This window comes from Bartonella rattimassiliensis 15908, from assembly GCF_000278215.1.
GTDB lineage: Bacteria > Pseudomonadota > Alphaproteobacteria > Rhizobiales > Rhizobiaceae > Bartonella > Bartonella rattimassiliensis.
Map to the genome: position 1 here is coordinate 95,032 of NZ_JH725066.1, position 26,001 is coordinate 121,032.

Consider the following 26,001-nt stretch of genomic DNA (forward strand, 5'->3'; position numbering starts at 1 on the left):
TATTTATTTTAGAGAAATATCCTACATTAATAATATATTGATTTATATATATAAATCATTTTTACTCGTTGAATGAGAACTACGAATATCATAAAATTCTCTCATTTCAAATCTGTGTATGCTGAAGCAATAAAAATTACTCACTTGCACGTTATAAGCAGAAGAGGGACGACCGCATGGGTAAAAAAATATGAAAGAAAAGCATAAAAATGCTTTTTATGAATCGTTCTAAGTACCAAGAGTTGTTTGCAACATCGTGTTCAGTCCCATTTCATACGGCTCTTTGAAGTGTATAATTTAGACTTCATAAGGTACCGATTTTATTTTCAAAAGCATTTGAAGCAATATTTTTTAATAACGAAAATGATCTATTATTTCACATTTTTATTTATTGTGTTCTTTGATGTGATCACTTTTCTTGTGGAATATCCTCTCTTATAATGAATAGTTTCCCAAAATAAAATGCTATTGCGTTGTAAATTCATATGCACACTCTAATGAGATATGTCTTAAATCTCCAAAGCCTATTTTGTGCTGGTAATCCGTGAATGGTATAAAAAGCTATTGAGTACCCCCATCTTTACGTTGGTGAAGGAGTGAGTCGGTGATCATCTTATTATTTTTGTTATCACCCAATGTAACTCCATCTCTTGGCATTTGAGGCGATACATGAGAGGCATGTTTACACTTTTCTTATACGGTTTTATCCATTAGGCTGATTCTTCGTGTTATGTGCCAGGATATAATTTTTATTGCTTCAGTACACACAGCTTTGAAGTGAGAGAATTTTGCAATATCCAGATTTTTTTTCAACATGGTAAAAAGTGAATTATTTTTATAAATAAATATATTGTCATTTTTAAATTAATTGAATTCGCTAAAATAGTGAGTAAAGTTTTCATCTAAATCCAAGAAATTTATTCTTAATAAATTGTAAATTATTTACCAATTCTTGATTGAAGTAATACTTTTCCTTGGTAATATTTTTGTTCTATAAATAGAGTATTACTTTCTATTAAATTTTAAAATATTATTTAAAATCATTAAGATGTATGTTTTTTGAACTGAATATTATGCAGTTTTTTATAAAAGCTATGTTCTTTTGCGAGCAATTCTTTCTGAGTACCTTGTTCAATCAGTTGTCCATTCTGGATGACAACAATTTTGTGAGCACGAGCAATCGTTGAAAGGCGATGAGCAATGATGATCGTTGTGCGTCCTTTGGTAAGGTGATGAAGTGCTTCATTAATTTGTGCTTCGGTATGTGAATCAAGCGCGCTTGTCGCTTCATCAAGAATCAAAATTTCACTATCGTGAATCATTGCTCTAGCGATCGCGAGTCGTTGTTTTTGTCCTCCTGAAAGATTACAACCATTATCGCCTATTTGTGTCTCATAACCATTTGGCAAACTCATAATAAAGTCATGAGCATTTGCTGCTTTTGCTGCATTGATAATTTCGTCATCATGAGCACCTTCTTTTCCCAGCCCGATATTATATTTAATAGTTCCTTGAAAGAGAAAAGTATCTTGGCCTACATAGGCCATCAGATTTCTCAAAGAGCGAAATGTCGTATAGCGGATATCTTGATCATTGATCAATATGCGCCCTTCTGAAGGGTCATAGAGACGCATAATAAGGTTAATAAGGGTTGACTTTCCAGAGCCCGATGGTCCTACCAATGCTGTTATTTTTCCAGCTTCTATTTCCAGATTAATGTCTTTCAATACCATTTTGTTATCAGTGTATGCAAAAGAAACATGTTCGAAATGAATAGCTCCTTGCATTTTATTCAGATCTTTAGCTTCTTTATGTTCTATAACTGTAAGGGGACGATCGAGTATTTCAAACATTGTACGGATATTGACCAAGCCAGATTCAATTTTGACACGGACATTTGCTAATCTTTTTGCTGGCTCATAAGCTAAAAGTAAAGCAACAATAAAAGACATAAATTCACCTTGAACCCCTGTGCGTTGGGTTGCCAGGTAACCGGAAAAACAAATAATACCTGCTATTGAGACACCTATGAGTGTTTCCATAATCGGATTTGTCATAGCTTCAAGTGTTGCAATATTGTTTGTTTGTTTTTCAACATCACAAATAGCTTTGTCCATCCTTTTTTTCATGATTTCTTCTAATGAAAAAGCTTTGATGACTCGAATGCCAACAGCTGTTTCCTGTACGATTTTGATAATTTCACCAAGTGAAAGAAGTTCTTTTTCCATAAGGTGGCGAATGCGTTTCAAAGCAATTCGAACCCCTAAAAAAGCCAGTGGTCCTATGATTAAAGTAATAGCTATTAACACAAAGTTTTGAATGAACATGACAAGCAACAGACCACTAACGGAAAGCAAATCACGTACAAAAGTTGTTATAATAGTATCAATGATATTACGCACGGCTGTCGCATTATGGGTTACACGAACAAGCAGATCAGATGACGTGTTATTATGATAAAAAGAGACACCTTGTTCCATAAGGCGCGCATAAATTTTGCGCTGTTGTTCAGCAATGATACTGTTGCCTGCTTTACTTAAAAAGTAAGTTTGGGAAAAAGTTGCAATCCCTTTGAGGATAAAGATAAAAGCAACAATGCCAGAAATTAAAGCGATCATAGAAAAATTTTGCGCATCAATAATATTATTAACAACATCACGCATCATCCATGCACTCGTTGCAGTTGTGCAAGAAATGATGATCATTGAGAAAATGGCCGCACTGTACCAACACGCATGTTTATGGAAATTTTCTCGTAAAAGACGGATAATAAGACGTTTATCAAGAGAGGAAATTTGTTTTTTAGCCATGAAGTGCTTCTATATTTTCTTGTTATTTTATGCAAGATTGAAGCACTCTTAATAAAAAAAACCTCTTAATTTTTTTACCAAAAGAGTCTTCTCTTTTAAGGTTAATTACATCTATTTCATGCCAGCGAGCATGAAGAATATAGTGCAAAATTTCTGTACAAATTCTAATGAAAATTCGTTGTTTGTCCCTATCTTTAGTTCAATAAAAGGTGGAGACGAATCCCATCATTCTATTTTAGAAATCTTATAGTGTAATAGCTTTTGGTACTTCAAATAGCTTACAAAGGTATTTTTGCTTTTTTAACAGTTTTATGTATTATCCCTTTTGTTACGTACAAGTTATGATGTACAAGAAAATTATTTTTCCTAATTTCACTATTAAGAGACCTTAAGATATTTAGGTCCTCTCCTTATGAAAATAACGGATTTTCCTTATAAACTGAAAAAATAGTATTAAACTAAAGCAGTATTAAACTCTTATGAGGATTTGGGCACATTTACAAAACTCTAAAAGCACCACAACAAATTTTTTGTAGTGTGGTGCTTCTAAATCATACCCATACGTTCATTTTGATGAATTGCACACAGATATTATTCTAATGAAAAACTATTTAGGTGCTATCACCATCATCATTTGCCGCCCTTCAAGTTTTGGCTCCAACTCGATTTTGGCAATTTCACTTGTATCTTCTTTCACACGCTGAAGAAGTTTTAATCCAAGATCTTGGTGAGCCATCTCACGACCACGAAAACGCAAAGTAATCTTTACTTTATCACCATGATCAATAAAGCGATGAACGGCCTTGAGTTTGACACCATAATCATGGACATCAACATTTGGGCGCATCTTAATCTCTTTGATTTCGATAACTTTTTGTTTTTTACGTGTTTCAGAGGCTTTTTTTTGGGTTTGATATTTTAATTTTCCCAAATCGATTATTTTACATACAGGCGGTTCCGCATTTGGCACAATTTCAACCAAATCAAGCCCTGCATTTGCAGCCATAGCAAGAGCTTCTTGTATCGTAACAACTCCCTGATGTTGTCCTTCATCATTGATAAGCTGAACATGAGGTACTCGAATATCCTGATTTGAACGTGGTCCGTCTTTTTGGGTAGATGTCATTTTAAACGGTCTACGAATGGTTTATGCTCCTTAAATTTTGATTCAACTACGATTAATTTAATATACAATTATACGCATAAAAACAACTAAAATTCGTGTCTTTATTCATTTTATGATCTTGAGGTTTAGTTTGGAAAATAAAAATTTTTCTTTTATAATAGGAATGTTTTATAAAGGAAAAATATAATGGATCAAAATGTTTCTCTCCAGTTTTTTTCGTTTGAAGATACTGCTCTTGCAGTACGTTATCGTAAAGGAAAACGTTTTCCTGGTTTAGTTTGGCTTCCTGGTTATCTATCTGATATGTTAGGAGATAAGGCGGCATTCGTTGATAATTTTGCTCAAAAGCATGATTTGTCCTGCTTACGTTTTGATTATTCTGGGAATGGAGAATCAGGAGGTGATTTTTTTCAAGGAACGATTTCACGTTGGGTTCAGGAAAGTTTAGCGATTTTTGAAGCTTATTGTGTAGGACCACAGATTTTGATTGGTACCTCTATGGGGGGATGGATAGCTTTAAAGCTTGCTAGGTTGTTAGCGCAGAGAAATGAGAGTCTTGCGGGTATGGTTTTGATTGCCCCTGCTCCTGATTTTACAAAAACATTAATAGAATCAGGAGCAGGTGTGAAGAAGTGGAAAATTCTAGATGAAACAGAGAATATTGACCGATCTGAAATTAGTTATACAGAGCCAGTTCCTTTTACAAAAATATTTATTGAAGATGGCAGAGACAACTGTGTTATGAAGGGATGCATTGATACTGGATGTCCAGTCCATATTTTACAAGGTATGGAAGATGTGGAGATACCCTATCAGCATACATTAACTTTACTAAATCATTTGCCGTTACATGATGTGACATTGACGCTTGTTCGTGATGCAGACCATCGTTTTTCTCGTCCACAAGATTTAGATTGCCTTGGAACAGTATTGAGATCTTTTATTAATCAAATTAATGCAAAATCAAGGGGTGCATTTATTGATGATGAAGATAAAGATATATGAGTATTTTTGAACAGCATTTTATTTTTTCTGATCGCACTGTGCCTTTACGGGTGAGGGAGGATAAGTGTGCGCGCCGTCTTACTTTACGTATAGATTCTAGCAGTCAAGAGATTTGTGTAACGACACCGCTAGCAATAAGCTTCTGTACGGTTCAAAGTTTTATTGAAAAACATCGGTCCTGGATTGAGGCACGTCTTACTCGTTTGCAAACCTGTCATGGGAATGCTTATCTCAAAGAGGGAGCGACGATTCCTTTTTTGGGTATTTCTCATACCATAAAGCATAGAGAAGGCCGTGGGGTAACAGAAATTGTTGCAGCAGATGCGGATCAAGGGCCTAAAATTATTGTTTATGGTCAATTAGAATATCTTCCAAGACGTATTGCTGATGTTCTGAAAAAACAAGCAGCCCTTATTATAACACCTTTGGTGGCATATTATGCCCATAAGGTGGAGCGTAAAGTCAAATCAATTTGCTATAAAGATACGAGAAGTCGTTGGGGGTCTTGTTCAATAGATAAGCGTCTTTCTTTTTCTTGGCGCCTTGTTATGGCACCAAAAGAAGTTGTTGAATATGTTGTTGCCCATGAGGTTGCTCATCTTGTTGAAATGAATCACGGACCAAGGTTTTGGGCTCTTTGTGAAGAGCTATATCCTGATAGTAAAACGCATCGTGCTTGGTTGAAGGAAAATGCTCACAGATTGCATTCCATTAATTTTGATTCCTATAAATTAGAGGCGTAAAAAACTTTCAAATAAAAGCAATATTTAACGGAACTTTTTGTTGTGTATTTCATTGTGTGTGTGCTTTGTCATGCATGATGAGGAAGCCATTGAAGCTCTCAGCACTATTGTTCTCCCCTGCTTGGTTTGCTGAGTGTCTTCAATGTTTTTGCTTTATCTTTTTTGTCATTCAGCGTAATGGCTTTAAGTTCCGATGACTTATAATAAATGGGGATAGTTCTCATGCTTGTTCTTACAGATCCGCTTCAGCTATTACAGGCACTTATCCGTTGTCCTTCTATTACACCTCATGAAGCAGGGGCTTTATCCACTTTGGAACAATTTTTGAAAAAAATGGGATTTCATGTCGAGCGCCCTATTTTTATGGATAAAGATACGGATAAAGTTGAAAATCTTTATGCAAAAATGGGAAATGAAGGGCCCCATCTTATGTATGCGGGGCATACGGATGTTGTACCGCCAGGTGCACTAGATGAATGGACTTATCCGCCTTTTGAAGCTGTTCTCGATCAGGGGAAGTTATATGGGCGGGGTGCTGTTGATATGAAGGGGGGAATCGCTTGTTTTATTGCAGCGTTAGCACGAGTTTTTGAGAAACAATCCATTAAAGGAACGGTAAGCCTTTTGATTACTGGTGATGAAGAGGGGCCTGCTGTTAATGGTACGGTCAAACTTCTTAAATGGGCAGAAAAAAAAGGCGAAAAATGGACTGCGGCTCTTGTCGGAGAACCAACAAGTGTAAAAACTGTTGGTGATGTCATTAAAATTGGTCGCCGCGGATCGATTTCCGGTATCATTACCGTGAAAGGTCGTCAAGGGCATGTTGCTTTTCCAGAGCGGGCTGCCAATCCTTTGCCTTTGGCAAGTAAGCTTATCCAAGCATTGATACAAACTGCTTTAGATAAAGGGACAGAGAATTTTCAACCCAGTAATTTAGAGATAACAACTGTCGATACTGGTAATTTGGCGGTCAATGTTATTCCAGCGCAGACAACAGTTCGCTTTAATATACGCTACAATGATCTTTGGACAAAAGAAACACTGATGGAGGAAATTGAAAAGCGTCTTGCTTTGGCGCAATTAAAAAACAATAGTGATCGATATCCTTATTATCAACTTGAATGGATTCCAAGTTTAGGGGATGTTTTTTTGACCAAACATGAGAAACTCATTCAAACTTTATCCAATGCTATTAAGGCTATAACAGGGAGTATACCAGAATGTTCCACTTCTGGTGGCACTTCAGATGCGCGATTTATTAAGGATTATTGCCCAGTGGTTGAATTTGGCTTACCAGGGCAAACGATGCATATGGTAGATGAGTGTGTAGCCCTTGATGCATTGGAAACACTCACTGCTATTTATGAGCGTTTTATTGTTGATTTTTTTGCATAAAGAAAAGATTGTTGGTTCAAAAATATCTTTATCTTGTTGTGCCATAAAACATTGTCATTTGAGATGTCATGATATAAGGTACATAAGATCTTTAATATATTAAGTGGTTTTAAAGTATGTGGTGAGTATTCTTAAGTTGGGTTCTTGCTAGGAAAGTCTTTATTTAAGCAAAAGAGATGAATGGAAAGCCAAGTTGAATCTACTTAAAAAACAGAACTGTTTACAGATTGATTGGGTTAAGAAGATTTGTCCTTTAAGATGTAGGGCGAAAGTCTATGCGCAATCATACATGGAAAACAATACACATTATGTTACAGTTGTGTGATGACAGGGGAGCCATAAAGACACACAAAAACACTCTGCTGTTGTAAAAAGTTTGTATAATATGAATGTATTCATTCACACCACATTTCTTAAGGTGGTTTTTGCATACTCATAAAAAGGTCTTCTTCATTTCAATCAGTTTCTCTTAAAGTAAATTCTGTAGAGATGTGCTTCAGGTCTACTTTATCTCATATATTTTGCCGTGTTTTTTTCTCTAAAGAACCTCTGTTGCAAAAAAATCATTACGAGATAGAGGGTAAATTTATTCAATCAGCTTTAATATTTTTATGATAAAGATACCCTCAAATTTTTCTGTAGCATCATGTTGATCTTTTTAGCTAAGGGGTGTCCTATATTATTCTTATTTTTTTAATAACTTAGAGGATAGATACCTATAAGACATATATGCATGCAAGTAAGATGATAGATGATTGAATCTATCTCACTCGCTAACAAAGCAATCTTAGTTCATGGCTGCTATATTTGTGATTTTATGACAATGTTTGCTGAATAAAACTCATAATTTTACTATCATCTATAAATCAATATCAGTTGTACAGCAGCATATCTGAAATAAATATTGATTCAGTATTTTCTTTGCGACAAGAGCTTTTATATGCCAGTATAGGATGAAATATTGTATATATATCTATTTTTTGTAATCTCTGAAACAGACATACAGCTTCATTGAGGGAAAGGATAAAGACATAAAGGTGAAAATCAGCGTGCCTTTTTATTATCCTTTTTATTTGGCTTTATGGTTTTCAAAAATATCTAGGATAATATCTTTGAAATAATAGAGATTGATGCATTATTTCATGATTACTTCTCTTGTTCTTTAATTATGCCACCATCTCATAAAGAATAATCCATCGTTATGTTATGTATTCACGTGGTTGTTTTAAATAAATACACTCAATTTTTGTCACATTCGTACCACGATGGTGCTTATGAATAGTACAATATAAAAATTTTCTGTGAAGTGTATAAAATCTATAGTGCTTCATTGTTTTTACGCGTATGAAAAAGCAAGTTAGATTGCCATATACTTTCTAATTAAAAATTCAGCTCGAAATATTGCAATAGTTTTTAGCATTTTAGAATGTTCATAAAAGGCATTTTGCCTCTTTTATAGCTTTAATTCACACGCTTCTTTTACTTTTAAGGGGTAAGCGAGGTTGTAATTAATTTACTATAAATAGTTTTGAAATGAGAGAATCTTACAGTATTTTATTCTCTCTATTTGCTATAAAAGAAGATAATAATAATGATTACAATCAATATGTTACTATAAAAACTTTAGTTTGCGAGTTGACTGATGATGTGATCAAGAACAATACGTCCTTTGGTTGTAGCTTTTAAACGTTGGTTATCCACCATTTCTATCAATTCTTGGTGCTGTAAATCGATCAGTTTTTCCAGTGGAATGCGTTTGGGGCTTAAGGTTTCGTAGCGTATAAGTTCTAATCCTTCGCATAGACGTAATCCCATGAGGAGCATTTCATTTGCCTGCTGCTCGATGGTTAAATGTTCTGTTTCAATACAGCCATGTCCTGTTGCTTCTACCAAATTAAGCCACTGTTCAGGATGTTTTTCATTTATTGTGACATAGCGTTCACGGTTTTCAAGGTGTGATAACGATGTTTTTGAACAGGTAGAGGAATTATTTGGTACGTGCTCAATGAAACGTCCATGCGCTCCTGGACCAAAGCCTGCATATTGATGATAACGCCAATAAAGAAGATTATGTGCTGATTCCGCACCGGGCATTGCATGGTTTGAGATTTCATAGGCAGGAAGTCCATGTTGTTCCGTTATTTCTTGGGTAAGGTTATACAGATCTGCTGCTAGCTCTGATGGGGGAAGGATAAGCCTTCCTGCATCATGAAGCCGTTTAAAGGCTGTTCCTTCTTCAATCGTCAATTGATAAAGAGAAAGATGGTCTGCTGCCAAATCAATTGCTTGTATGAGTTCAGATTTCCATTCTTCTAGAGTTTGTTTGGGGCGGGCATAAATAAGATCAAAAGATAAACGTGGAAAAATTTGCCGCGCTAAAGCAATGGCATAAAGAGCTTGTTCCACGTTATGAAGTCGGCCAAGTTTGCGCAATGCCCTATCATTGAGCGCTTGTATACCTAGAGATAAGCGATTAACACCTGCTGAACGGTATCCACGAAAACGTTCTGCTTCCACACTGGATGGATTAGCTTCTAATGTGATTTCAACTTTATCATCAACGATCCATTTTTTTGCAAGGGCCTGTAATAGGGCATCAACAGTTTGTGGCTCCATAAGCGAGGGAGTTCCTCCCCCGATAAAAATACTTGTAATATGGCGTGGACCTATTTTGTGGTATTGCGTTTCTATTTCACGTTCAAAGGCGGTGACAAAACGTGGTTGATCGACACCATGGATGCGAACATGTGAATTAAAATCACAATAGGGACACTTTGCTGCGCAAAAGGGCCAATGAATGTAAATACCAAAAGGTTCATTCATGAGAATGCCAAAAGGTTTTCTGCCAAAAGTTTGAAAGCACGTGCACGGTGTGAAAGAGGGAGAATATCATTGTTTTTCCAGCCGTGTTTTTGCTCTGTTGACATTTCTCCAAAGGTATTTTCATATCCATCTGGTAAAAAAATAGGGTCAAAGCCAAAACCTTTGTCTCCCCGTGGGGGCCAAATAACTGTTCCTTCAACGCATCCGCGGAAGTAATCTGCATGCGTATCAGGCCATGCAATGCAAATGATGGATATAAAACGGCATTTTCGTTGGTTTTTTTTTCGTGCTCCGACTTTTTGGAGTTCATTTTCTATTTTTTCCATAGCTTTTGGAAAATTACGTGTGCCATCGGCTTGAATCGCCCAATCAGCGGTATAAACGCCTGGTGCACCATCCAATGCATCCACTTCTAAGCCTGAATCATCAGAAAGAGCAGGAAGTCCTATTTTTTTTGCTGCTGAAAAAGCTTTGATATAAGCATTTTCTTCAAATGTTGTTCCTGTTTCTTTAGGTTCTGGCAAGCCAAGCTCTTTTGCCGATTGTATTATTAAACCGAAAGGTGCAACCAAGGTATTGATTTCATGAAATTTTCCGGTGTTATGTGTAGCAATGACAAGTTTTTTATCTACAATGTTTCTCATCTAGATTTCTCCAAAAATGGAAGAGGAACTATTTTTATGCTAAAAATCAGCTTAAATGCTTATATGCGCATATTCTGCTTGATTTTGTATGATATAATCTCCTTACATGTTTTATAATATTTTATTCAAATAAAATTTTTATATTTTGTTTTGGGAAGATAATGATTGAGAAAATATGAAAGCTAGACTTTTTAAAAGAGACATGCCTTAAAATTCATTACTCCCATTTCACGACGGAGCTCATGAAAAGAGCAACGAGAAAGCCCCCATAAATAATATAAAACTTCATGAATAAGATAAAATTTTATAGAGTTTCCATCTTTACGTTAATATAAAGAGCATGCTGGCATCATCGCACACTTTACCAGATTTTGGATGTTGCGATACTCTTGGGTTATTGCTACTCTTGGCACTTGAAAGCGTTCGTAAGAGGCATTTTTATGCCTTTCTTGTCATGTTTTTACCCCTATGCCAGTTTCGCTTGTGATGTTACAAGCAAATAATTTAAATTGCTTCAACATGAAATGGGTTTGCAATAAGAGAATCTTACGATTTTCGGGGGCTTTAATTCAATAGGGAAATGATTAATCATCGTTATAAATCAATGAATTGATTTTATCATAGCATTTTTATGGTAAGTATTCCATTTTCTGCTTTTTCTAAAGGATAAAAATTCTACTCATATCAGTTTATAAATAAACTACCTTTCCTTGCAAGTCCCTATCGCAGATTTACTTTACCAACTTCCATTGCATCATTATACGCTTTATATCATCACTCTAAAAGATGGTATTTTACGGCTCAATAGTATAATATATCTTTATACTACTTTAATTTATTTGACCAAACTTTGGCAAAACTTATATAAGAGAAGAGTGTTTTTTTTAGTAGTGAAACAATTACAATGAAGCACAAGTCTATTGATAATGAACTAAAATATCTTGATGAACGTTCGCGTGATATTTTTCGCCATATTGTTGAAGCTTATCTTAATGATGGCGAACCTGTAGGGTCACGCAATCTTTCGCGACTTTTACGACAGACATTATCACCAGCGACGATTCGCAATGTGATGAGTGACCTTGAACATCTTGGTTTGATTTATGCACCGCATGTCTCTGCAGGTCGAATGCCGACACAATCAGGTTTACGCTTTTTTGTTGATGTATTTATGGAAGCAGGTGATTTGCCAAACGAAGAGCGAGAAAATATTGAAATGCAAATCAAAGAGGCTGGTCATGCGCAATCGGTTGAGCATTTTTTTGTTCAAGCAAGCCGAGTTCTTTCAGATCTTTCACGTGGAGCAGGGCTTGTTCTAGCAACGAAACAAGAAGGAACATTGAAACATATTGAGTTTGTGCGCCTTGATAGGGAGTGCGCTCTTGCCGTTTTAGTGACTCAACAAGGTGAAGTTGAAAATCGTATTGTTCATTTGCCAGAAGGGGTTACCCATGCACAATTGACGGAAGCAACGAATTTTCTCAATGCCCATATTCAAGGGCGTACATTGAATGAAGCTAAAGGAGAAATTGCTCGCCTATGCGCAGAAACACGGGCAGCACTTGATGATTTATCGAATCATCTTGTTGAAACAGGATTAGCTCTTTGGGGAGGAGAAGATGCGGATCATAAAATACACCTCATTGTTCGTGGGCGTAGCAATTTGCTTGAAGATGTGAAAGCGGAAGAGGATTTAGAAAGACTGCGCCATTTGTTTGATGATCTTGAAACGCGTGAGAGTATGGCACAGCTTCTTGATTTAACGGATGAAGGTTCGGGGGTTCGAATTTTTATTGGTTCAGAAAATAAGTTATTTTCACTTTCTGGCTCTTCTTTAGTTGTAGCGCCTTATCGTGATTCACAACAAAGAGTCATTGGTGCTTTAGGGGTTATTGGTCCTACACGGCTTAATTATGCAAGGATTGTGCCCATGGTTGATTATACAGCTCAACTTGTATCACAGTTATTGCGTTAAAACGATGCAGGTAAATATTTGCACTATAAAAGCTCATTGTATTAATATACATCAATACCCCTTGATTTTTGTCTGTAAAATTTCGATATCGATAATAACAAATCTTATGAAGGAATAAAATTTTTATGTCTGATGAAAAAAACAAATTTACTGACGCTTCATTTGAAAATTGCGATTTAAAAAATCAAGCTGATCGTAATACACTTAAACAAGCGGCCGATGAATTTTTAAAAACACATAAAACAGAATCACCCGCAGACGTTGAAGAAGAAGGCAATGAAGTTAGTGATCCTTTAGCATCTTTGCAGGATGAAAATAAAGAACTGAGAGATCAGATTTTACGTCTTGCTGCAGATATGGAAAATCTTCGACGCCGTACTGCGCGTGATGTGGCGGATGCAAGGGCTTATTCTATTGCTAATTTTGCACGGGATATGTTATCTGTCTCTGATAATCTTAATCGTGCTTTAGAAGCTATTCCAGAAGGAGCAAGGGAGAGTGATGCTGGTTTGAAATCATTGGCAGAAGGCGTTGAAATGACTGAACGTGCCATGATGGCAGCATTAGAGCGTCATGGGGTACAGAAAATTCATCCAGAGGGGCAAAAATTTGATCCTCACTTTCATCAAGCGATGTTTGAAGTTTCTAACGCTGATGTTCCAGAGAATACTGTTCAACAAGTTGTTCAGGCGGGTTATATTATCGGAGAAAGGGTATTACGTCCAGCTATAGTAGGAGTGGCCAAAGGAGGCACAAAAGAAGCTTCTGTTGAAACTGATACGGCTTCACATCAATAAAAAGCCTCCAATGTAAAATGCAACATTCTCTGTAATTTTGCATGTATGAGATCTTTTCTCAAAAAGCTTTAAAGGGTGTTTGTAAACACCCTTTTATTTTTGAAGAGTCCAACTTCCTTTTCAATGTATGGGGTATCATTTAAGGGAGATGGCAATAACAATAAAACAAAATGATTGACCTCAAAAGGAGAGAACAAAAAATTATCTCGAGAAGAGAGATAAGAAGAAAGATCTTTAGGAATAATATCGACTATTCGTGCAAGAGTAATATGCGGAGTGAATAGCTTTTCATCAGGCTTTAACTCTAATTTATTTCGGATACATTGCATCTTTTCATGTAAAAGATTAAGACCTTTACAAGGTTCAATGTGAACCACAAGAGAATGGGGAATATTTTCTGAATCAAAAACTCAAAAACCCTTTATTTGTAGCGTAAAAGAGGGAGGTTCTATCGTATTAAAGGCATGTATAATTTCATTTTCTGTAGTACTTTCAATTTCGCCAAAAAAAGACAAAGTGACGTGAAAATTTTGCGGGTTAATCCACTGCGCATTTGGTAAGCCATTTTGCAATGATATAAGGGCTTTTGTTGTTTGTTGAGGAATCTGAAGCGCATTAAATAGACGGTCCATAATATAATAAAAAGATGTCATCTCAAGCGCAATAATAGAGAATGATTGTGAGGCGCACATTACAAAAGATAAGGCAATAATATAGAAAAAGAATGCCTAAAAATACCTATCATAATTATGAGTGTAACAAAGCTTATTTGTTTGAAAATGATTATAATAACGATAAAAATAAAAACGGTATTTTCATGAGTTGCATTACAATAATGGGCAGTTGTAAATTATTTGTGTATTATGAAAGAATACGAAGTTCACAGAAAATAAGGAAAATTGATTGATTTCTGATTTATAAAATTATCTTGATATTTTTCTCTCACTTAAAAGAGAATACCTTCAGTGCAAGTAAGCATTCTCTTTTCTGTAAAGATGTAAATTATGCGGTTAAGTTGGGGAACAGCCCATAATACGCAACAACTATTTAAATTGGCCCAATAATGTTAAGAAAGAAAAAAACTTTGTATAACAAAATTCCGACAAGTATTTGCGTCTATAATGATTCTACCAATCCATAGTGGATATAAATATTGCTATGAAAATAGAAAAAGCAATCAGAATTCATAAAGAGTGATGAGAAATTTCTTATTCTTTAAGAATCATCATTCTTTTTATGGTAAGAAGCACTAGTTTTCCTCTCCAAAGTTGTTATTGATGAGCTTTTCAAGAGCATTAAGGGCATCCATTGCTTCTGGCCCTGAAACACGAATGGTGAGATTGCAACCGGACGAAGCTGCTAACATCATAAGTCCCATAATTGATGATCCACCGACGATTTTTCCATCCTTTTCAACTTCAACAGTAGCATTAAAGTTATCAACAGTTTGCACAAATTTTGCAGAAGCACGAGCGTGCAATCCGCGTTTATTACAGATATTGAAATGACGACTTATATATGGGAGGGTATCTTTGGAAAGCATTGTTATTTTATTATCCACTATAAAATCATACTTGGTACATTAATATATTTACGCCCTGCTTCTTGTGCTATTCTTAACGCATCTGCTAATGAAATATCAGGGCATTGGCGAATAGAAATCAGTTTAATAAGCATGGGCAAATTAACTCCTGCAATCATTTCAACACGTCCTTTTTCAATAGCAGGAATAGCTATATTTGATGGTGTTCCACCGAACACATCTGTTAGTATGATAACGCCGTGATCTGTATCTGTATCGGTTACTGCGGCTATGATATCACCTCGGCGCTGATCTATATCGTCATCGGGATAAACGCACACCGTTGCGAACTTTTCTTGAGTTCCGACAACATGTTCCACAGCATGTAAAAATTCAACAGCTAGCTCACCGTGCGTTACAAGCACGAGTCCAATCATTTACACAAACTCCTGTTAACTAATAAGATCCGACCATATTGGTTGGGAAGGATATTTTACAAGGCTTTATCTTGCTGCCAAGAAAAATTTGCAAAAAAAAGGCAAAAATTGTGATTTTTTTATTTTTAGAAAAAATTAGACAATTTTATGCCATATTTTTCTAAATAAAAATGCTTCAATAGCTTGACAAATAGCTGTACAATCGGTTTCACGAAGAGAGGGGAGCTTTAAAAGAGGAATGTGTAAATCTTCAAATTGAAAAGCTTTATTTGTGGAAAAACGTTCATATTCAAGACCGAGAAAAATAACGCAATCGATAATTGTATGCTTTTCAAATTCTATCATATAGAGACCAGCACCACGAATCTCTATACCGCCTTCTAAGCTGTCAGGAGTGTATCCATGAAGTTTTCCATTTTTTGCACGCAGCATTGTATAATCATCACTGATAAGTTTTGCTTTACGTTTTGACCACTCAGCACGGTCAAGCAAGGAAAGGGTAATGGTTGATTTTCCTGATCCCGATGGCCCCATAATTAACAGGCCTTTTCCACCTATTTGAAGGCAATTTGCGTGGAGTGTTTCACAATTTGTTTTCATGCCTTTTACTTTGACTCAAAGCTTTATTTCGCGAGGGGAAGCATAATAATAAAACGTGCACCAGTTTTACATTTTCCAAGTACGGGATCAATAATATTTTCAGCTGTTATTGTTCCATTATGGACTTCGATGATTTGTCGACTAATAGAAAGACCAAGTCCAGAGTTTTGTCCAAAAGCATCTTCATTTGGTCGATCAGTATAAAAACGCTCAAAAATTCGTTCAATATTTTCTGAACGAATACCTGGTCCATTATCTTCAATGGTTAAAATAAGAGTTGAAGCATGACTTTTCATTGTTATGCAAATTTTTCCACGGTTACGAGGAATAAAGGAACGTGCATTTTCCAGAAGATTTGAAATCACTTGCCCTAACCGGAGTTCATGTCCCAACACAAGATAGGCTTTTCCATTAGGACGTGGGATAATATTAAGGCTTACATCAATAGTTTGTGTATTACGGTATACTTCCTTAACAGCATGAACAAGATTTTCCAAAAGAGGTGTCATATCAACGATTTCTGCGGTTTCCCGTGCAAGCTCTGCATCGAGCCGTGATGCATCAGAAATATCTGTAATCAATCGATCAAGACGACGCACATCATGTTGAATAATTTCAAGTAGTTTTTCTTGCGCTTCTTCATTTTTAGCGAGGGGAAGCGTTTCAACAGCACTACGTAGAGAAGTGAGGGGATTTTTTAATTCGTGGCTTACATCAGCAGCAAAGCGTTCAATGGCTTCAATACGCATATAAAGGGCATTTGTCATGTCACGAATAGAGGTTGAAAGGTGACCAATTTCATCTTCACGCATTGAAAAATCAGGGATTTCTACACGCTGATTATTGCCATTACGCACTCGGTTAGCGGAAGCAGATAATTTGCTTAATGGATGGGCAATGGTATGGGCTAAAAAGAGAGAAAGGACCAAAAGCACGCTGCCTACAACGGCAAAAACTTTAAATATAACCAGTCTTTCACCCTTTACAATGTTATCAATATCGGAACCAGTGGTTGAAAGAAGGAGAGCGCCAACGACTGCACGATAACGTTGAACAGGAACGGCAACAGAAACAATTAATTGACCTTGTTTGTTACGTCTTTTGGCGGTAGCAAGAGATCCATTTAATGCTCGATACACTTCTGGATAAGCGATACCACTGGTTTTTATTTGTTCTCTGTCAAGAGCAATACCTTTTCCATATAATGCGCTTGAATACCATGAGATGAGGCGATCCCACATATTTTGTTCTGTTTTAAGTGGGGGTAAATCATAGCTAAAAACTTCTCCGCTAGAGTAAAGAACGCGCGAATCAAGAAGTAAAGTAGCATCGCGATCATAGATACGTGCTCTTGTTGTTTTAGGTGTGATAAGACGTCGCAAAAGAGGGGCAACTTGCTCAGGGTTAATGGGGAAATCCCAAGAGTCAGTTGATTGGGGTGCAGGTGTAATGCTTTCTCCAGCCTGTAATTCTAAGAGCTTTTGCGGATCAATGAGGATAGAGTTTGTATCTACTGTTGCAGAAGCAGCAATAGCCCCAGCGATAATTTTTCCTTGGGTACATAGACTTTTAATTTTTGCTTCAATTAAACCGTCGCGAAATTGGTTAAGATATAAAATTCCTGTAACTAGAACAGCAAGGGCAGCAATGTTTAATATAACAATGCGGCGTGTGAGACTGGAAAAAAGCAATTGTCTTAAAAGACGTTGTGTTCGAATATGCAAACGAGAAAACATGAGAAATGATGTTGAAGATATATCTTTAGGAGCTGTTTCGTTATGGACTGTTTTCTGTATAAGTTCCAGTTGAAAATTGTTTGTCATCGATTTGTTTGCTGTTCAAATTTTGCGACAAAGTTATTTTATACCTCATGAAAACGATAACCTACACCATAAAGTGTTTCAATCATTGCAAAATCATCATCCACTTGTTTAAACTTTTTACGCAGACGTTTAATGTGACTATCAATCGTGCGATCATCTACATAGACTTGATCACTATAGGCAGCATCCATTAAAGCATCACGACTTTTTACAACTCCTGGTCTTTGTGCTAAGGTTTGCAAAATCAAAAACTCTGTAACAGTTAAAATAACAGGTTTATCTTTCCATGTACAGGTGTGCCGTTCTTGATCCATCACAAGATCTCCACGCTTGAGAGAAGAGGTGGAAGAAGTTCCTGTAGAAAGCGGTTGGTTCCGTGTATTGGAGCGGCGTAAAATAGCTTTTACGCGTTCAATGAGAAGACGTTGAGAGAAAGGTTTAGTAATAAAATCATCAGCACCCATTTTGAGGCCAAATAATTCATCAATTTCATCATCTTTCGAGGTAAGAAAAATAACTGGTAGATCAGATTTCTGACGCAAACGGCGCAAGAGCTCCATTCCATCCATTCGGGGCATTTTAATATCAAAAATAGCTAAGTGTGGGGGGTGAAGTGTGAGACCCTTGAGTGCAGATGCTCCGTCTGTATAACTTTCAACCCGATATCCTTCTGTCTCAAGCGCAAAAGATAGAGATGTTAAAATATTGCGGTCGTCATCAACAAGTACAATCGTTTGTGTGATTGTTGGTGTATCTTTCATGGTTTCTTAGACCTTTCTATTGCTATGGTAGCAAATTACCCACACTTATTTATATGGGAGTTCACATTTTTTTTGCAAAACAAATATGATACAAATTGTAGCAAAGAAAAAACTCTTTTGTCATTACTGTAAAATCTTGTTTTGCTTTCATAATTTATAATGTTTTTATGTTTATTAAGATCCTTTCATTTGAAAGAAAATTTGCATAAAGGCTTTTTTTATCAAAATTTATTACAAAGTTTATTATCGTCGTTGTTTCAAAATTGAACATGTGTCGTTTTGCTTGTTGAAGTTTAGAAAATCCGCTTATGTGTTTTAAGAGCAAAGAGAAGAATGTGGCAATATATGCACAAAAATTTGTTTCTGTTATACGGAAGGGATCATAATGGTTTTTTTTAATTTTATTAAAACTGCAGGCGAAAAATTAGGTCTTGGAGATCATAAACCAAAAGAAAAAGACTTTAAGGCAGCATTTGATCATCTTCGACTTGGCACAGAAAAAGTAAATATTCAAGTTGAAGATGATAAAGCTATTTTAAGCGGTGAGGTTCCAGATAGGGAAACACTTGAAAAAACACTTTTGGTTGTTGGCAATTCCCAAGGTATCTCTTCTGTAGATATTGACCAATTAAAAGTTACAAGTAATACGCTTGGAAAAACTTCTCGCTTTTATGAGGTTAAATCTGATGATAATCTTTGGAAAATTGCTGAAGCATTTTATGGAAAAGGACAAGGTGATAAAAATACATTTATTTTTGAAGCGAACAAACCAATGCTGAAATCTCCCGATAAAATTTATCCTGGACAAATTTTGCGTATTTCTGAAATTGATCATACTTAAATTTATAAAAGGGGATGTTTTTCTTACTGATAGCTTTAAACAAAAAAAACAAGAAGCGTGGAAAAATTTCACGCTTCTTCATTTTTTTAATATGTGTTTATAATAAAAGGGTTTTAATGAGCATGAATGGATTTAGAAGGTGATGTTGCTTTCATAGCGTTTACAGAGAAATCAACATGAATGGTTCCTGCTTTTTCAAATGTCAATTTTGCACTAATTTTATCACCTAGTTTGAATGGTTTTGAAAGTCCCATAAACATAATATGATCACCGCCAGGTTTAAGCGTAATTTCACCATTTCCTGGAATTTCAATGCCATTGTGCATTTTTTCCATTTTCATAATATCATTAACAACAGCCATAGAGTGGATCTCTGTTGTTTTTACGCCGTTTGTGGAAATAGAAACCAAACGATCTGGAGTATTACTATGATTAATAATGTAAAGATAACCGCTACCAACTCTTATACCTCTAGGTGTTTCACGTGTCCAAGGATTAAGAATTTCTATATCGCCAAGTGTATATTGCTGAGCATCTGCTGGCAGGATCATACCAACAAAGAAAAGAGCACATACGATATTTGTGACAATCTTTTTGTATGGATCTTGCGCATGTATTGTATTCTTAAAGGCGAGATTGATTATTTTCTTAATAATAGCTGTCAACATTTATTTACCCTCCTTCATAAGATTCACACTTTGAATATTTTTCTACTTAGCAGAGTTTTTATTTAAAATAAAAGAAAGAATTTCTAAACTGAAATTGATTTGAATATGAGAATAGAAATCATAAAGTTCTTGGGCTTTTAAACGAAGTCTGTAAAGCTTATAGCGATAAAACATTTCTCAGCGCTTCTGTGTTCATCTCATAATAGCATTTGTAAATGATATAAAATCTATAATGAATCACTATGTTTATTTAATAATAAAGGTATAGTGCAGAAAGATCATATCCTTTACAAAATCTTAATGCTACGATAGCTTTTGGCACTTCAAAGCAATTTATAAAGAGGAATTTTTATATATTTTTCAATTTACGGAACTATTCTTTACAGAATTATACAAGTAAAAAAGCTTTTTAGATGATTTTAAAGCACAACTTTCAAATAGCGGTGAACAATGATTCGGTTGGAAGGGGAGTTTTTGAGAGGAGATCGATAGATAATGCCTTTATTGATATGAGCATTTAGAAAAGTGGAGTTTAATCCCATGAAGAAATCTCATAAAAATAGTATTATAAGATATGATGGCTATTTTAGTCTAGGGAAAGTTTTATGATATTTTAAGCGATATTTTTAAAAAGCTTTTATGCGCGTATCTTCATATTAATATGAGAGATTAAGAATGCGTGTGCAATCACTTTTTTATATTTTATAGCCAGATATATTTTTTGAGAATTGCAAGAAAAATATATTATGATCTCAAGTCTTTCATAAATATGGTATTTATGGGTTATTAGAGTGGCTGTTTTAAAAGAAATTTTTTATTTTAGAGATGTTTCTTTCATTATTCTCTTGTAGCAATAAAATCCTGTTCTTATATACGAGACAGCAAGGCTTGTTGCAACTTGCAGTTTATTATTATTTTATGTTGCTTAAAGTAGTATAAGGGCTTTAAGTGTGATGAGGAGCTGTCTTAAAAGATGCTTTATGAAGGTTGAGGTAGCTTGCTGAATGGAGATTATAATATGGCAAAAGTAATTGGTATTGATTTGGGGACAACGAACTCTTGTGTGGCTGTTATGGATGGCAAAAATGCAAAGGTTATCGAAAACTCAGAAGGAGCGCGAACAACACCTTCCATCGTTGCTTTTACTGATGGAGGAGAGCGGCTTGTTGGACAGCCTGCTAAACGGCAGGCAGTAACAAATCCTGAAGGCACAGTTTTTGCGGTTAAACGTTTGATAGGGCGTCGTTTTGATGATCCTATGGTTGAAAAAGATAAAGCACTTGTGCCTTATAAAATTGTTAAAGGCGACAATGGTGATGCATGGGTTGAAGAAGCGGGTAAGAAATATTCTCCATCGCAAATTTCAGCTATGATTTTGCAAAAGATGAAGGAAACAGCTGAATCTTATCTTGGTGAAAAAGTTGAACAGGCGGTTATTACTGTTCCTGCTTATTTTAATGATGCGCAACGTCAAGCAACTAAAGATGCGGGTAAAATTGCTGGACTTGAAGTTTTACGGATTATTAATGAGCCAACCGCTGCTGCTTTAGCTTATGGTTTGGACAAAAAAGATGGAAAAACCATTGCTGTTTACGACCTTGGTGGTGGTACATTTGATATTTCAGTACTTGAAATTGGAGATGGCGTCTTTGAAGTTAAATCAACCAATGGAGATACATTTTTAGGTGGTGAAGACTTTGATATGCGTTTGGTTGGTTATTTTGCAGATGAATTCAAAAAAGACCAAGGAATTGATCTGAAAAATGACAAACTGGCTTTACAGCGCTTAAAAGAGGCAGCAGAAAAAGCGAAGATTGAGCTTTCTTCTTCACAGCAAACAGAAATCAATTTACCCTTTATTACGGCAGATCAATCCGGTCCAAAGCACTTAACAATGAAATTGACTCGGGCAAAATTTGAATCTCTCGTTGATGATTTAGTGCAACGTACCATTGAGCCTTGTAAAGCTGCGTTGAAAGATGCTGGATTAAAGGCTGGTGAGATTGACGAAGTTGTTTTAGTGGGTGGTATGACACGTATGCCTAAGATTCAGCAAGTTGTGCAAAGCTTTTTTGGCAAGGATCCACACAAAGGCGTTAATCCTGATGAAGTGGTTGCAATGGGGGCTGCAATTCAAGGAGGTGTACTGCAAGGCGATGTCAAAGATGTGTTGCTGCTAGATGTAACACCTTTATCGTTGGGTATTGAAACTTTAGGTGGGGTTTTCACACGCCTTATTGAGCGCAACACCACTATCCCAACGAAAAAATCACAAGTTTTTTCGACAGCTGATGATAACCAGAGTGCAGTGACGATTCGCGTTTTCCAAGGTGAACGGGAAATGGCGAGTGATAATAAGTTATTGGCGCAATTTGATCTTGTTGGTATTCCTCCGGCACCGCGTGGTATACCTCAAATTGAAGTTACTTTTGATATTGATGCAAATGGTATTGTTAATGTTTCAGCTAAGGATAAGGGAACAGGTAAAGAGCATCAAATTCGTATTCAGGCATCAGGTGGTTTAAGTGATGCTGATATTGAAAAAATGGTACAGGATGCAGAAGCGCATGCAGCTGAGGATAAAAAACGCCGTGAAGGTGTTGAAGTTAGAAATCAAGCTGAAGCTCTTATTCATTCAACTGGAAAGTCGCTCAATGAATATGGTGATAAAGTATCAGCTGAAGAAAAGGGACAGATTGAGACAGCAATATCTGATTTGAAGTCTGCACTTGAAGGCAGTGATACTGAAGAAATAACAGTAAAAATGCAAAAATTAGCAGAAGTCAGTATGAAGCTTGGACAGGCTATGTATGAAGCTTCACAAGCAGCGACTTCTGACACCGAAACAGAGACAAAGAATGATGATGTTGTTGATGCTGATTTTGAAGAAATTCATGATAAGAAGAAATAGTATCAGCCTATGTGTTGATTAATTTATAACCCCGGCCTTTGAAATATAAGGCTGGGCTTTATTATTTGAGTGAGTTGCAACTTTGTTGCTAAAATATAAATTAAAAGCAATATTATCCATAAAAATGGATGATAGAAAAATTATCAGGAATACATGATGAAGGTTGATTATTATGAAGTTCTTGGCGTGACTCGTGAATGTGATGATAAAAAGTTGAAATCTGCATTTCGTAAGCTAGCAATGCAGTATCATCCTGATCGCAACGCGGGGAATAAAGAGGCAGAGAGAAAATTCAAAGAAATTGGCGAAGCCTATGAAGTTCTTAAAGATCCTCAAAAGCGTGCTGCTTATGATCGATTTGGTCATGCGGCCTTTGAAAATAGCGGCAGTCAAGGGGGAGGAAATCCCTTTGGTGGTTTTTCTGCTAGTGGTGGATTTGCTGATATTTTTGAAGATTTTTTTGGCGAAATTATAGGCGGTGCGCACCGTAAGCGTGGTGATAGTCGCGAACGTGGAGCTGATTTGAGTTATAATATGGAAGTGACTTTAGAAGAGGCATTTTCAGGAAAAACTGCAGAGATTAATATTCCCAGTTCTGTCACATGCGATGTTTGTGAAGGATCAGGCGCGAAAAAGGGTTCTAAACCACAAGTTTGTGGGACATGCCATGGATCTGGTCGTGTACGTGCAGCACAAGGTTTTTTTTCTATTGAGCGAACATGTCCAACATGTCATGGACGTGGTGAAACTATTAAGGATCCATGCTTCAAATGTCAGGGGACGCGACGCATAGAGAAAAAGCGTTCGTTGAGTGTAAATATTCCAGCTGGTATTGAAGATGGGACGCGTATTCGTCTTTCTGGTGAGGGTGATGCTGGTATGCGTGGTGGTCCTAATGGAGATCTTTATATTTTCCTTTCCGTTAAGCCGCATGAATTTTTTCAGCGAGAAGGAGCGGATCTTCACTGTCGCGTTCCTATTTCAATGGTAACAGCTGCTTTAGGGGGGGAGTTTGAAGTTTCCGATCTTGATGGTGTTAAAGCACGTGTTAAGATTCCAGAAGGGACACAAAATGGACGTCAATTTCGCCTTAAAGGCAAAGGTATGCCCATGTTGCGTCGTCAACAAGCAAGGGGTGACCTTTACATTCATATCACGATTGAAACACCACAGAAGCTAACGCAAGAGCAACGTGAATTGTTGCAAAAATTTGAAAAGCTCTCAAGCCATGAAAATTCACCGCAGTCACATGGATTTTTTTCACGTATGAAAGAATTTTTTGAAAATATTTCTAGTTAAAATATATGAATGTTCTCAAAATAAATTAGAAAGAGCTTTGGGAAGGTCATTTTCATTTTGCTTTCTATTGTCTCATCATATATGAAAAGCACTCTTTTTTTGAGAAGAAAAAAGAGAGGCGGGCTAGTTTAAGGCAGGCTTCTGCGGCTTGATAGTTTTTTTACATTTCATGAGTTTTATGGATAAGTCTTATTTTTGAGTGTCTATGATATTTTAAAAAGGGCTTATCCATATGAGAATGCAATTGAGTGACTGATAAGAAATATTTCCAGTTTCGTGGTAATTGCTTTTATGCGTTTAAAATTTTTTGTACTTATCTTTTTTACTCAAGATTTCTTTTTAAAATCTTTATAATAAAACAGTAAAATAGGCAGCAGTTTACCAAGCAAGGTTAAATAAGCTGTTAGGAATCCACATTTTTAAAACCAAAATTATAGTTTCCGGATGAACTGCGTTGGAAAATTTCTTTAAAGAAAAATTGAGATAGGCTATAAAACAGTTGAATGATTTCTTAGCTTGGTGATATGTTAATTTTATTATTGTAAGAAAACTTTGTTTTTATTTTACAAAATCAATGGTTGTCTATATCCTTATTCATTGTTAAGTATCCATAGGGATAAATTAATGAGTTAAATGTGCGGCGTAGCTTAAAAATTCTGCTTTTCAATTTTGTACATAAGATCATAAAATAATGGTGTTTTTTTACGCCTATTTTGTTTAATTTTTTTCTGTCAGTGTTTAAAGGGAAGCTGTTTAGTGTTTCATCTCGTTGTTACTTTTTCATAATTTAAAGGGAAATTGACGATTTTCAGAGGGATGGGTAGGGTAAAACTTTGTTTTATTGTTTTCACTTTTCCTAAATTTTACTAGGAGATGGTAAAAAGTGATGAGGAGGCTCTATTAATGGATGATGCTAAAAACGGTGCTGTAGATGTTTTGGAAACACAAGCAGCATTTTTATCGGCTGCTTTACCCTATATGCAAAAATACGAAAATGAAACAGTTGTAGTAAAATATGGCGGTCATGTTATGGGTGATCCTGCCTTGGGGCAAGCGTTTGCGCGTGATATTGCTCTCTTAAAGCAATCGGGGATTAATCCTGTTGTTGTTCATGGTGGTGGGCCTCAAATTGCTGAAATTTTGATGAAAATGGGTATTGAATCACGATTTGAAAACGGTTTACGGGTAACTGATGAGCGGATCGTTGAAGTAGTTGAAATGGTTTTAGCGGGTTCCATAAACAAAGAAATTGTTGCTCTCATCAATGCTGAGGGTGAATGGGCAATAGGACTGTGCGGCAAGGACGGCAATATGGTTTTTGCCGAAAAGGCTTATAAAACTGTCATTGATCCTGATTCAAATATTGAACGTGTTTTAGATTTGGGGTTTGTTGGTGAGCCTATTGAAGTTGATCGCACATTGCTGGATCTTTTAGCATGTTCTGAAATGATACCAGTTCTTGCTCCTGTCGCTCCAGGACGCGATGGTAAAACTTATAATATTAATGCTGATATTTTTGCTGGAGCGATTGCTGGTGCATTAGAGGCTAAACGCCTTTTATTTCTCACTGATGTTCCTGGTGTTTTGGATAAACAGGGTAAACTTTTAAAAAAATTGACAATTTCTGAAGCTGAGAAACTTATCAAAAATGGAACAATTTCAGGAGGCATGATTCCAAAAGTAGAGACTTGTATGAAAGCTCTTCAAAGTGGGGTAGAAGGTGTTGTCATTTTAAATGGTAAGACCCCTCATTCTGTTTTACTAGAACTGTTCACCGAACAGGGAGTTGGATCGCTTATCGTTTCGTAAATTGTGCGGGAA

19 protein-coding genes and 1 pseudogene are annotated in these 26,001 nt (G+C 36.1%); 9 read left to right on the plus strand and 11 right to left on the minus strand.

The genetic code is table 11. The features are described 5' to 3' along the window. Positions 1–1,043: 1,043 nt before the first annotated feature. Both MCY_RS05090 and infC read right to left on the minus strand, forming a co-directional pair. Complete coding sequence (locus MCY_RS05090) at positions 1,044–2,810, minus strand: ABC transporter ATP-binding protein (protein WP_007347303.1); 1,767 nt, start codon at positions 2,808–2,810, stop codon at positions 1,044–1,046. Positions 2,811–3,417: 607 nt separating this feature from the next. Beyond that, positions 3,418–3,936, minus strand: coding sequence for a translation initiation factor IF-3 (gene infC, locus MCY_RS05095; RefSeq protein WP_007347304.1), 519 nt, complete (start codon positions 3,934–3,936; stop codon positions 3,418–3,420). A 186-nt stretch (positions 3,937–4,122) separates the two neighbouring features. Here infC and MCY_RS05100 point away from each other — a divergent pair, with 186 nt between their 5' ends. The 3 genes from MCY_RS05100 to dapE all read left to right on the plus strand — a co-directional run bounded on the left by MCY_RS05100 (position 4,123) and on the right by dapE (position 7,079). Continuing rightward, complete coding sequence (locus tag MCY_RS05100; RefSeq protein ID WP_007347305.1) at positions 4,123–4,941, plus strand: alpha/beta hydrolase; 819 nt, start codon at positions 4,123–4,125, stop codon at positions 4,939–4,941. Continuing rightward, positions 4,938–5,684: a M48 family metallopeptidase gene (locus MCY_RS05105; RefSeq protein ID WP_007347306.1), complete on the plus strand. Its 747-nt coding sequence runs from the start codon at positions 4,938–4,940 to the stop codon at positions 5,682–5,684. Before MCY_RS05100 ends, MCY_RS05105 begins: the two co-directional genes overlap by 4 nt. Before the next feature lie 222 nt (positions 5,685–5,906). Beyond that, positions 5,907–7,079 (plus strand): succinyl-diaminopimelate desuccinylase, encoded by a 1,173-nt coding sequence (gene dapE / locus MCY_RS05110; RefSeq protein ID WP_007347307.1) that lies wholly within the window; start codon positions 5,907–5,909, stop codon positions 7,077–7,079. Positions 7,080–8,702: 1,623 nt separating this feature from the next. On the opposite strand, the gene hemW is transcribed toward dapE, so the two are convergent. Both hemW and rdgB read right to left on the minus strand, forming a co-directional pair. Continuing rightward, positions 8,703–9,902 carry a radical SAM family heme chaperone HemW gene (gene hemW / locus MCY_RS05115; RefSeq protein WP_007347308.1) on the minus strand — a complete coding sequence of 400 codons (1,200 nt, stop codon included), beginning with the start codon at positions 9,900–9,902 and terminating at the stop codon, positions 8,703–8,705. Beyond that, entirely contained in the window at positions 9,899–10,546 is a 648-nt protein-coding gene (gene rdgB / locus MCY_RS05120) for an RdgB/HAM1 family non-canonical purine NTP pyrophosphatase (RefSeq protein WP_007347309.1), read from the minus strand. Before rdgB ends, hemW begins: the two co-directional genes overlap by 4 nt. 904 nt (positions 10,547–11,450) lie before the next feature. Here rdgB and hrcA point away from each other — a divergent pair. Beyond that, positions 11,451–12,521, plus strand: coding sequence for a heat-inducible transcriptional repressor HrcA (gene hrcA / locus MCY_RS05125; RefSeq protein WP_007347310.1), 1,071 nt, complete (start codon positions 11,451–11,453; stop codon positions 12,519–12,521). Between the two features lie 125 nt (positions 12,522–12,646). After that, positions 12,647–13,318 carry a nucleotide exchange factor GrpE gene (gene grpE / locus MCY_RS05130; RefSeq protein WP_007347311.1) on the plus strand — a complete coding sequence of 224 codons (672 nt, stop codon included), beginning with the start codon at positions 12,647–12,649 and terminating at the stop codon, positions 13,316–13,318. A 93-nt stretch (positions 13,319–13,411) separates the two neighbouring features. On the opposite strand, the pseudogene thpR reads toward grpE, so the two are convergent. The 6 genes and pseudogenes from thpR to MCY_RS05160 form a co-directional block, all read right to left on the minus strand. After that, positions 13,412–13,950, minus strand: a pseudogene (gene thpR / locus MCY_RS05135) (RNA 2',3'-cyclic phosphodiesterase). Between the two features lie 617 nt (positions 13,951–14,567). Beyond that, entirely contained in the window at positions 14,568–14,861 is a 294-nt protein-coding gene (locus MCY_RS05140; protein ID WP_007347314.1) for an HPr family phosphocarrier protein, read from the minus strand. Between the two features lie 17 nt (positions 14,862–14,878). Further along, positions 14,879–15,277 carry a PTS sugar transporter subunit IIA gene (locus tag MCY_RS05145; protein WP_007347315.1) on the minus strand — a complete coding sequence of 133 codons (399 nt, stop codon included), beginning with the start codon at positions 15,275–15,277 and terminating at the stop codon, positions 14,879–14,881. 135 nt (positions 15,278–15,412) lie between these two features. Beyond that, positions 15,413–15,877 carry an HPr kinase/phosphatase C-terminal domain-containing protein gene (locus tag MCY_RS05150; protein WP_019224203.1) on the minus strand — a complete coding sequence of 155 codons (465 nt, stop codon included), beginning with the start codon at positions 15,875–15,877 and terminating at the stop codon, positions 15,413–15,415. Positions 15,878–15,900: 23 nt separating this feature from the next. Continuing rightward, positions 15,901–17,700, minus strand: a complete 1,800-nt coding sequence (locus tag MCY_RS05155; protein WP_007347317.1) for a sensor histidine kinase — start codon at positions 17,698–17,700, stop codon at positions 15,901–15,903. Between the two features lie 38 nt (positions 17,701–17,738). Beyond that, a complete protein-coding gene (locus tag MCY_RS05160) occupies positions 17,739–18,461 on the minus strand; it encodes a response regulator transcription factor (protein WP_007347318.1) in 723 nt (240 codons plus the stop codon). Between the two features lie 385 nt (positions 18,462–18,846). Between MCY_RS05160 and lysM the strand changes: the two genes are divergently transcribed. Continuing rightward, complete coding sequence (lysM, locus tag MCY_RS05165; protein ID WP_007347319.1) at positions 18,847–19,302, plus strand: peptidoglycan-binding protein LysM; 456 nt, start codon at positions 18,847–18,849, stop codon at positions 19,300–19,302. Between the two features lie 113 nt (positions 19,303–19,415). On the opposite strand, the gene MCY_RS05170 is transcribed toward lysM, so the two are convergent. Beyond that, positions 19,416–19,970 carry a copper chaperone PCu(A)C gene (locus MCY_RS05170; protein ID WP_007347320.1) on the minus strand — a complete coding sequence of 185 codons (555 nt, stop codon included), beginning with the start codon at positions 19,968–19,970 and terminating at the stop codon, positions 19,416–19,418. Positions 19,971–20,988: 1,018 nt separating this feature from the next. Between MCY_RS05170 and dnaK the strand changes: the two genes are divergently transcribed. The 3 genes from dnaK to argB all read left to right on the plus strand — a co-directional run bounded on the left by dnaK (position 20,989) and on the right by argB (position 25,989). Beyond that, on the plus strand, positions 20,989–22,881 hold the full coding sequence (dnaK, locus tag MCY_RS05175; RefSeq protein ID WP_007347322.1) for a molecular chaperone DnaK: 1,893 nt from the start codon (positions 20,989–20,991) through the stop codon (positions 22,879–22,881). Positions 22,882–23,037: 156 nt separating this feature from the next. After that, positions 23,038–24,180, plus strand: a complete 1,143-nt coding sequence (dnaJ, locus tag MCY_RS05180; protein ID WP_007347323.1) for a molecular chaperone DnaJ — start codon at positions 23,038–23,040, stop codon at positions 24,178–24,180. 903 nt (positions 24,181–25,083) lie between these two features. After that, the gene (argB, locus tag MCY_RS05185; protein WP_007347324.1) at positions 25,084–25,989 is read left to right on the plus strand and encodes an acetylglutamate kinase; all 906 of its coding nucleotides are present in this window, start codon (positions 25,084–25,086) and stop codon (positions 25,987–25,989) included. Positions 25,990–26,001: the final 12 nt, after the last annotated feature.

Excerpts from the sequence above, each read along its gene's own strand:
- MCY_RS05090 (WP_007347303.1), bottom strand. The coding sequence starts at position 2,810 with ATGGCTAAAAAACAAATTTCCTCTCTTGATAAACGTCTTATTATCCGT.
- infC (WP_007347304.1), bottom strand. The coding sequence starts at position 3,936 with ATGACATCTACCCAAAAAGACGGACCACGTTCAAATCAGGATATTCGA.
- MCY_RS05100 (WP_007347305.1), top strand. The coding sequence starts at position 4,123 with ATGGATCAAAATGTTTCTCTCCAGTTTTTTTCGTTTGAAGATACTGCT.
- MCY_RS05105 (WP_007347306.1), top strand. The coding sequence starts at position 4,938 with ATGAGTATTTTTGAACAGCATTTTATTTTTTCTGATCGCACTGTGCCT.
- dapE (WP_007347307.1), top strand. The coding sequence starts at position 5,907 with ATGCTTGTTCTTACAGATCCGCTTCAGCTATTACAGGCACTTATCCGT.
- hemW (WP_007347308.1), bottom strand. The coding sequence starts at position 9,902 with ATGAATGAACCTTTTGGTATTTACATTCATTGGCCCTTTTGCGCAGCA.
- rdgB (WP_007347309.1), bottom strand. The coding sequence starts at position 10,546 with ATGAGAAACATTGTAGATAAAAAACTTGTCATTGCTACACATAACACC.
- hrcA (WP_007347310.1), top strand. The coding sequence starts at position 11,451 with ATGAAGCACAAGTCTATTGATAATGAACTAAAATATCTTGATGAACGT.
- grpE (WP_007347311.1), top strand. The coding sequence starts at position 12,647 with ATGTCTGATGAAAAAAACAAATTTACTGACGCTTCATTTGAAAATTGC.
- MCY_RS05140 (WP_007347314.1), bottom strand. The coding sequence starts at position 14,861 with ATGCTTTCCAAAGATACCCTCCCATATATAAGTCGTCATTTCAATATC.
- MCY_RS05145 (WP_007347315.1), bottom strand. The coding sequence starts at position 15,277 with ATGATTGGACTCGTGCTTGTAACGCACGGTGAGCTAGCTGTTGAATTT.
- MCY_RS05150 (WP_019224203.1), bottom strand. The coding sequence starts at position 15,877 with ATGAAAACAAATTGTGAAACACTCCACGCAAATTGCCTTCAAATAGGT.
- MCY_RS05155 (WP_007347317.1), bottom strand. The coding sequence starts at position 17,700 with ATGACAAACAATTTTCAACTGGAACTTATACAGAAAACAGTCCATAAC.
- MCY_RS05160 (WP_007347318.1), bottom strand. The coding sequence starts at position 18,461 with ATGAAAGATACACCAACAATCACACAAACGATTGTACTTGTTGATGAC.
- lysM (WP_007347319.1), top strand. The coding sequence starts at position 18,847 with ATGGTTTTTTTTAATTTTATTAAAACTGCAGGCGAAAAATTAGGTCTT.
- MCY_RS05170 (WP_007347320.1), bottom strand. The coding sequence starts at position 19,970 with ATGTTGACAGCTATTATTAAGAAAATAATCAATCTCGCCTTTAAGAAT.
- dnaK (WP_007347322.1), top strand. The coding sequence starts at position 20,989 with ATGGCAAAAGTAATTGGTATTGATTTGGGGACAACGAACTCTTGTGTG.
- dnaJ (WP_007347323.1), top strand. The coding sequence starts at position 23,038 with ATGAAGGTTGATTATTATGAAGTTCTTGGCGTGACTCGTGAATGTGAT.
- argB (WP_007347324.1), top strand. The coding sequence starts at position 25,084 with ATGGATGATGCTAAAAACGGTGCTGTAGATGTTTTGGAAACACAAGCA.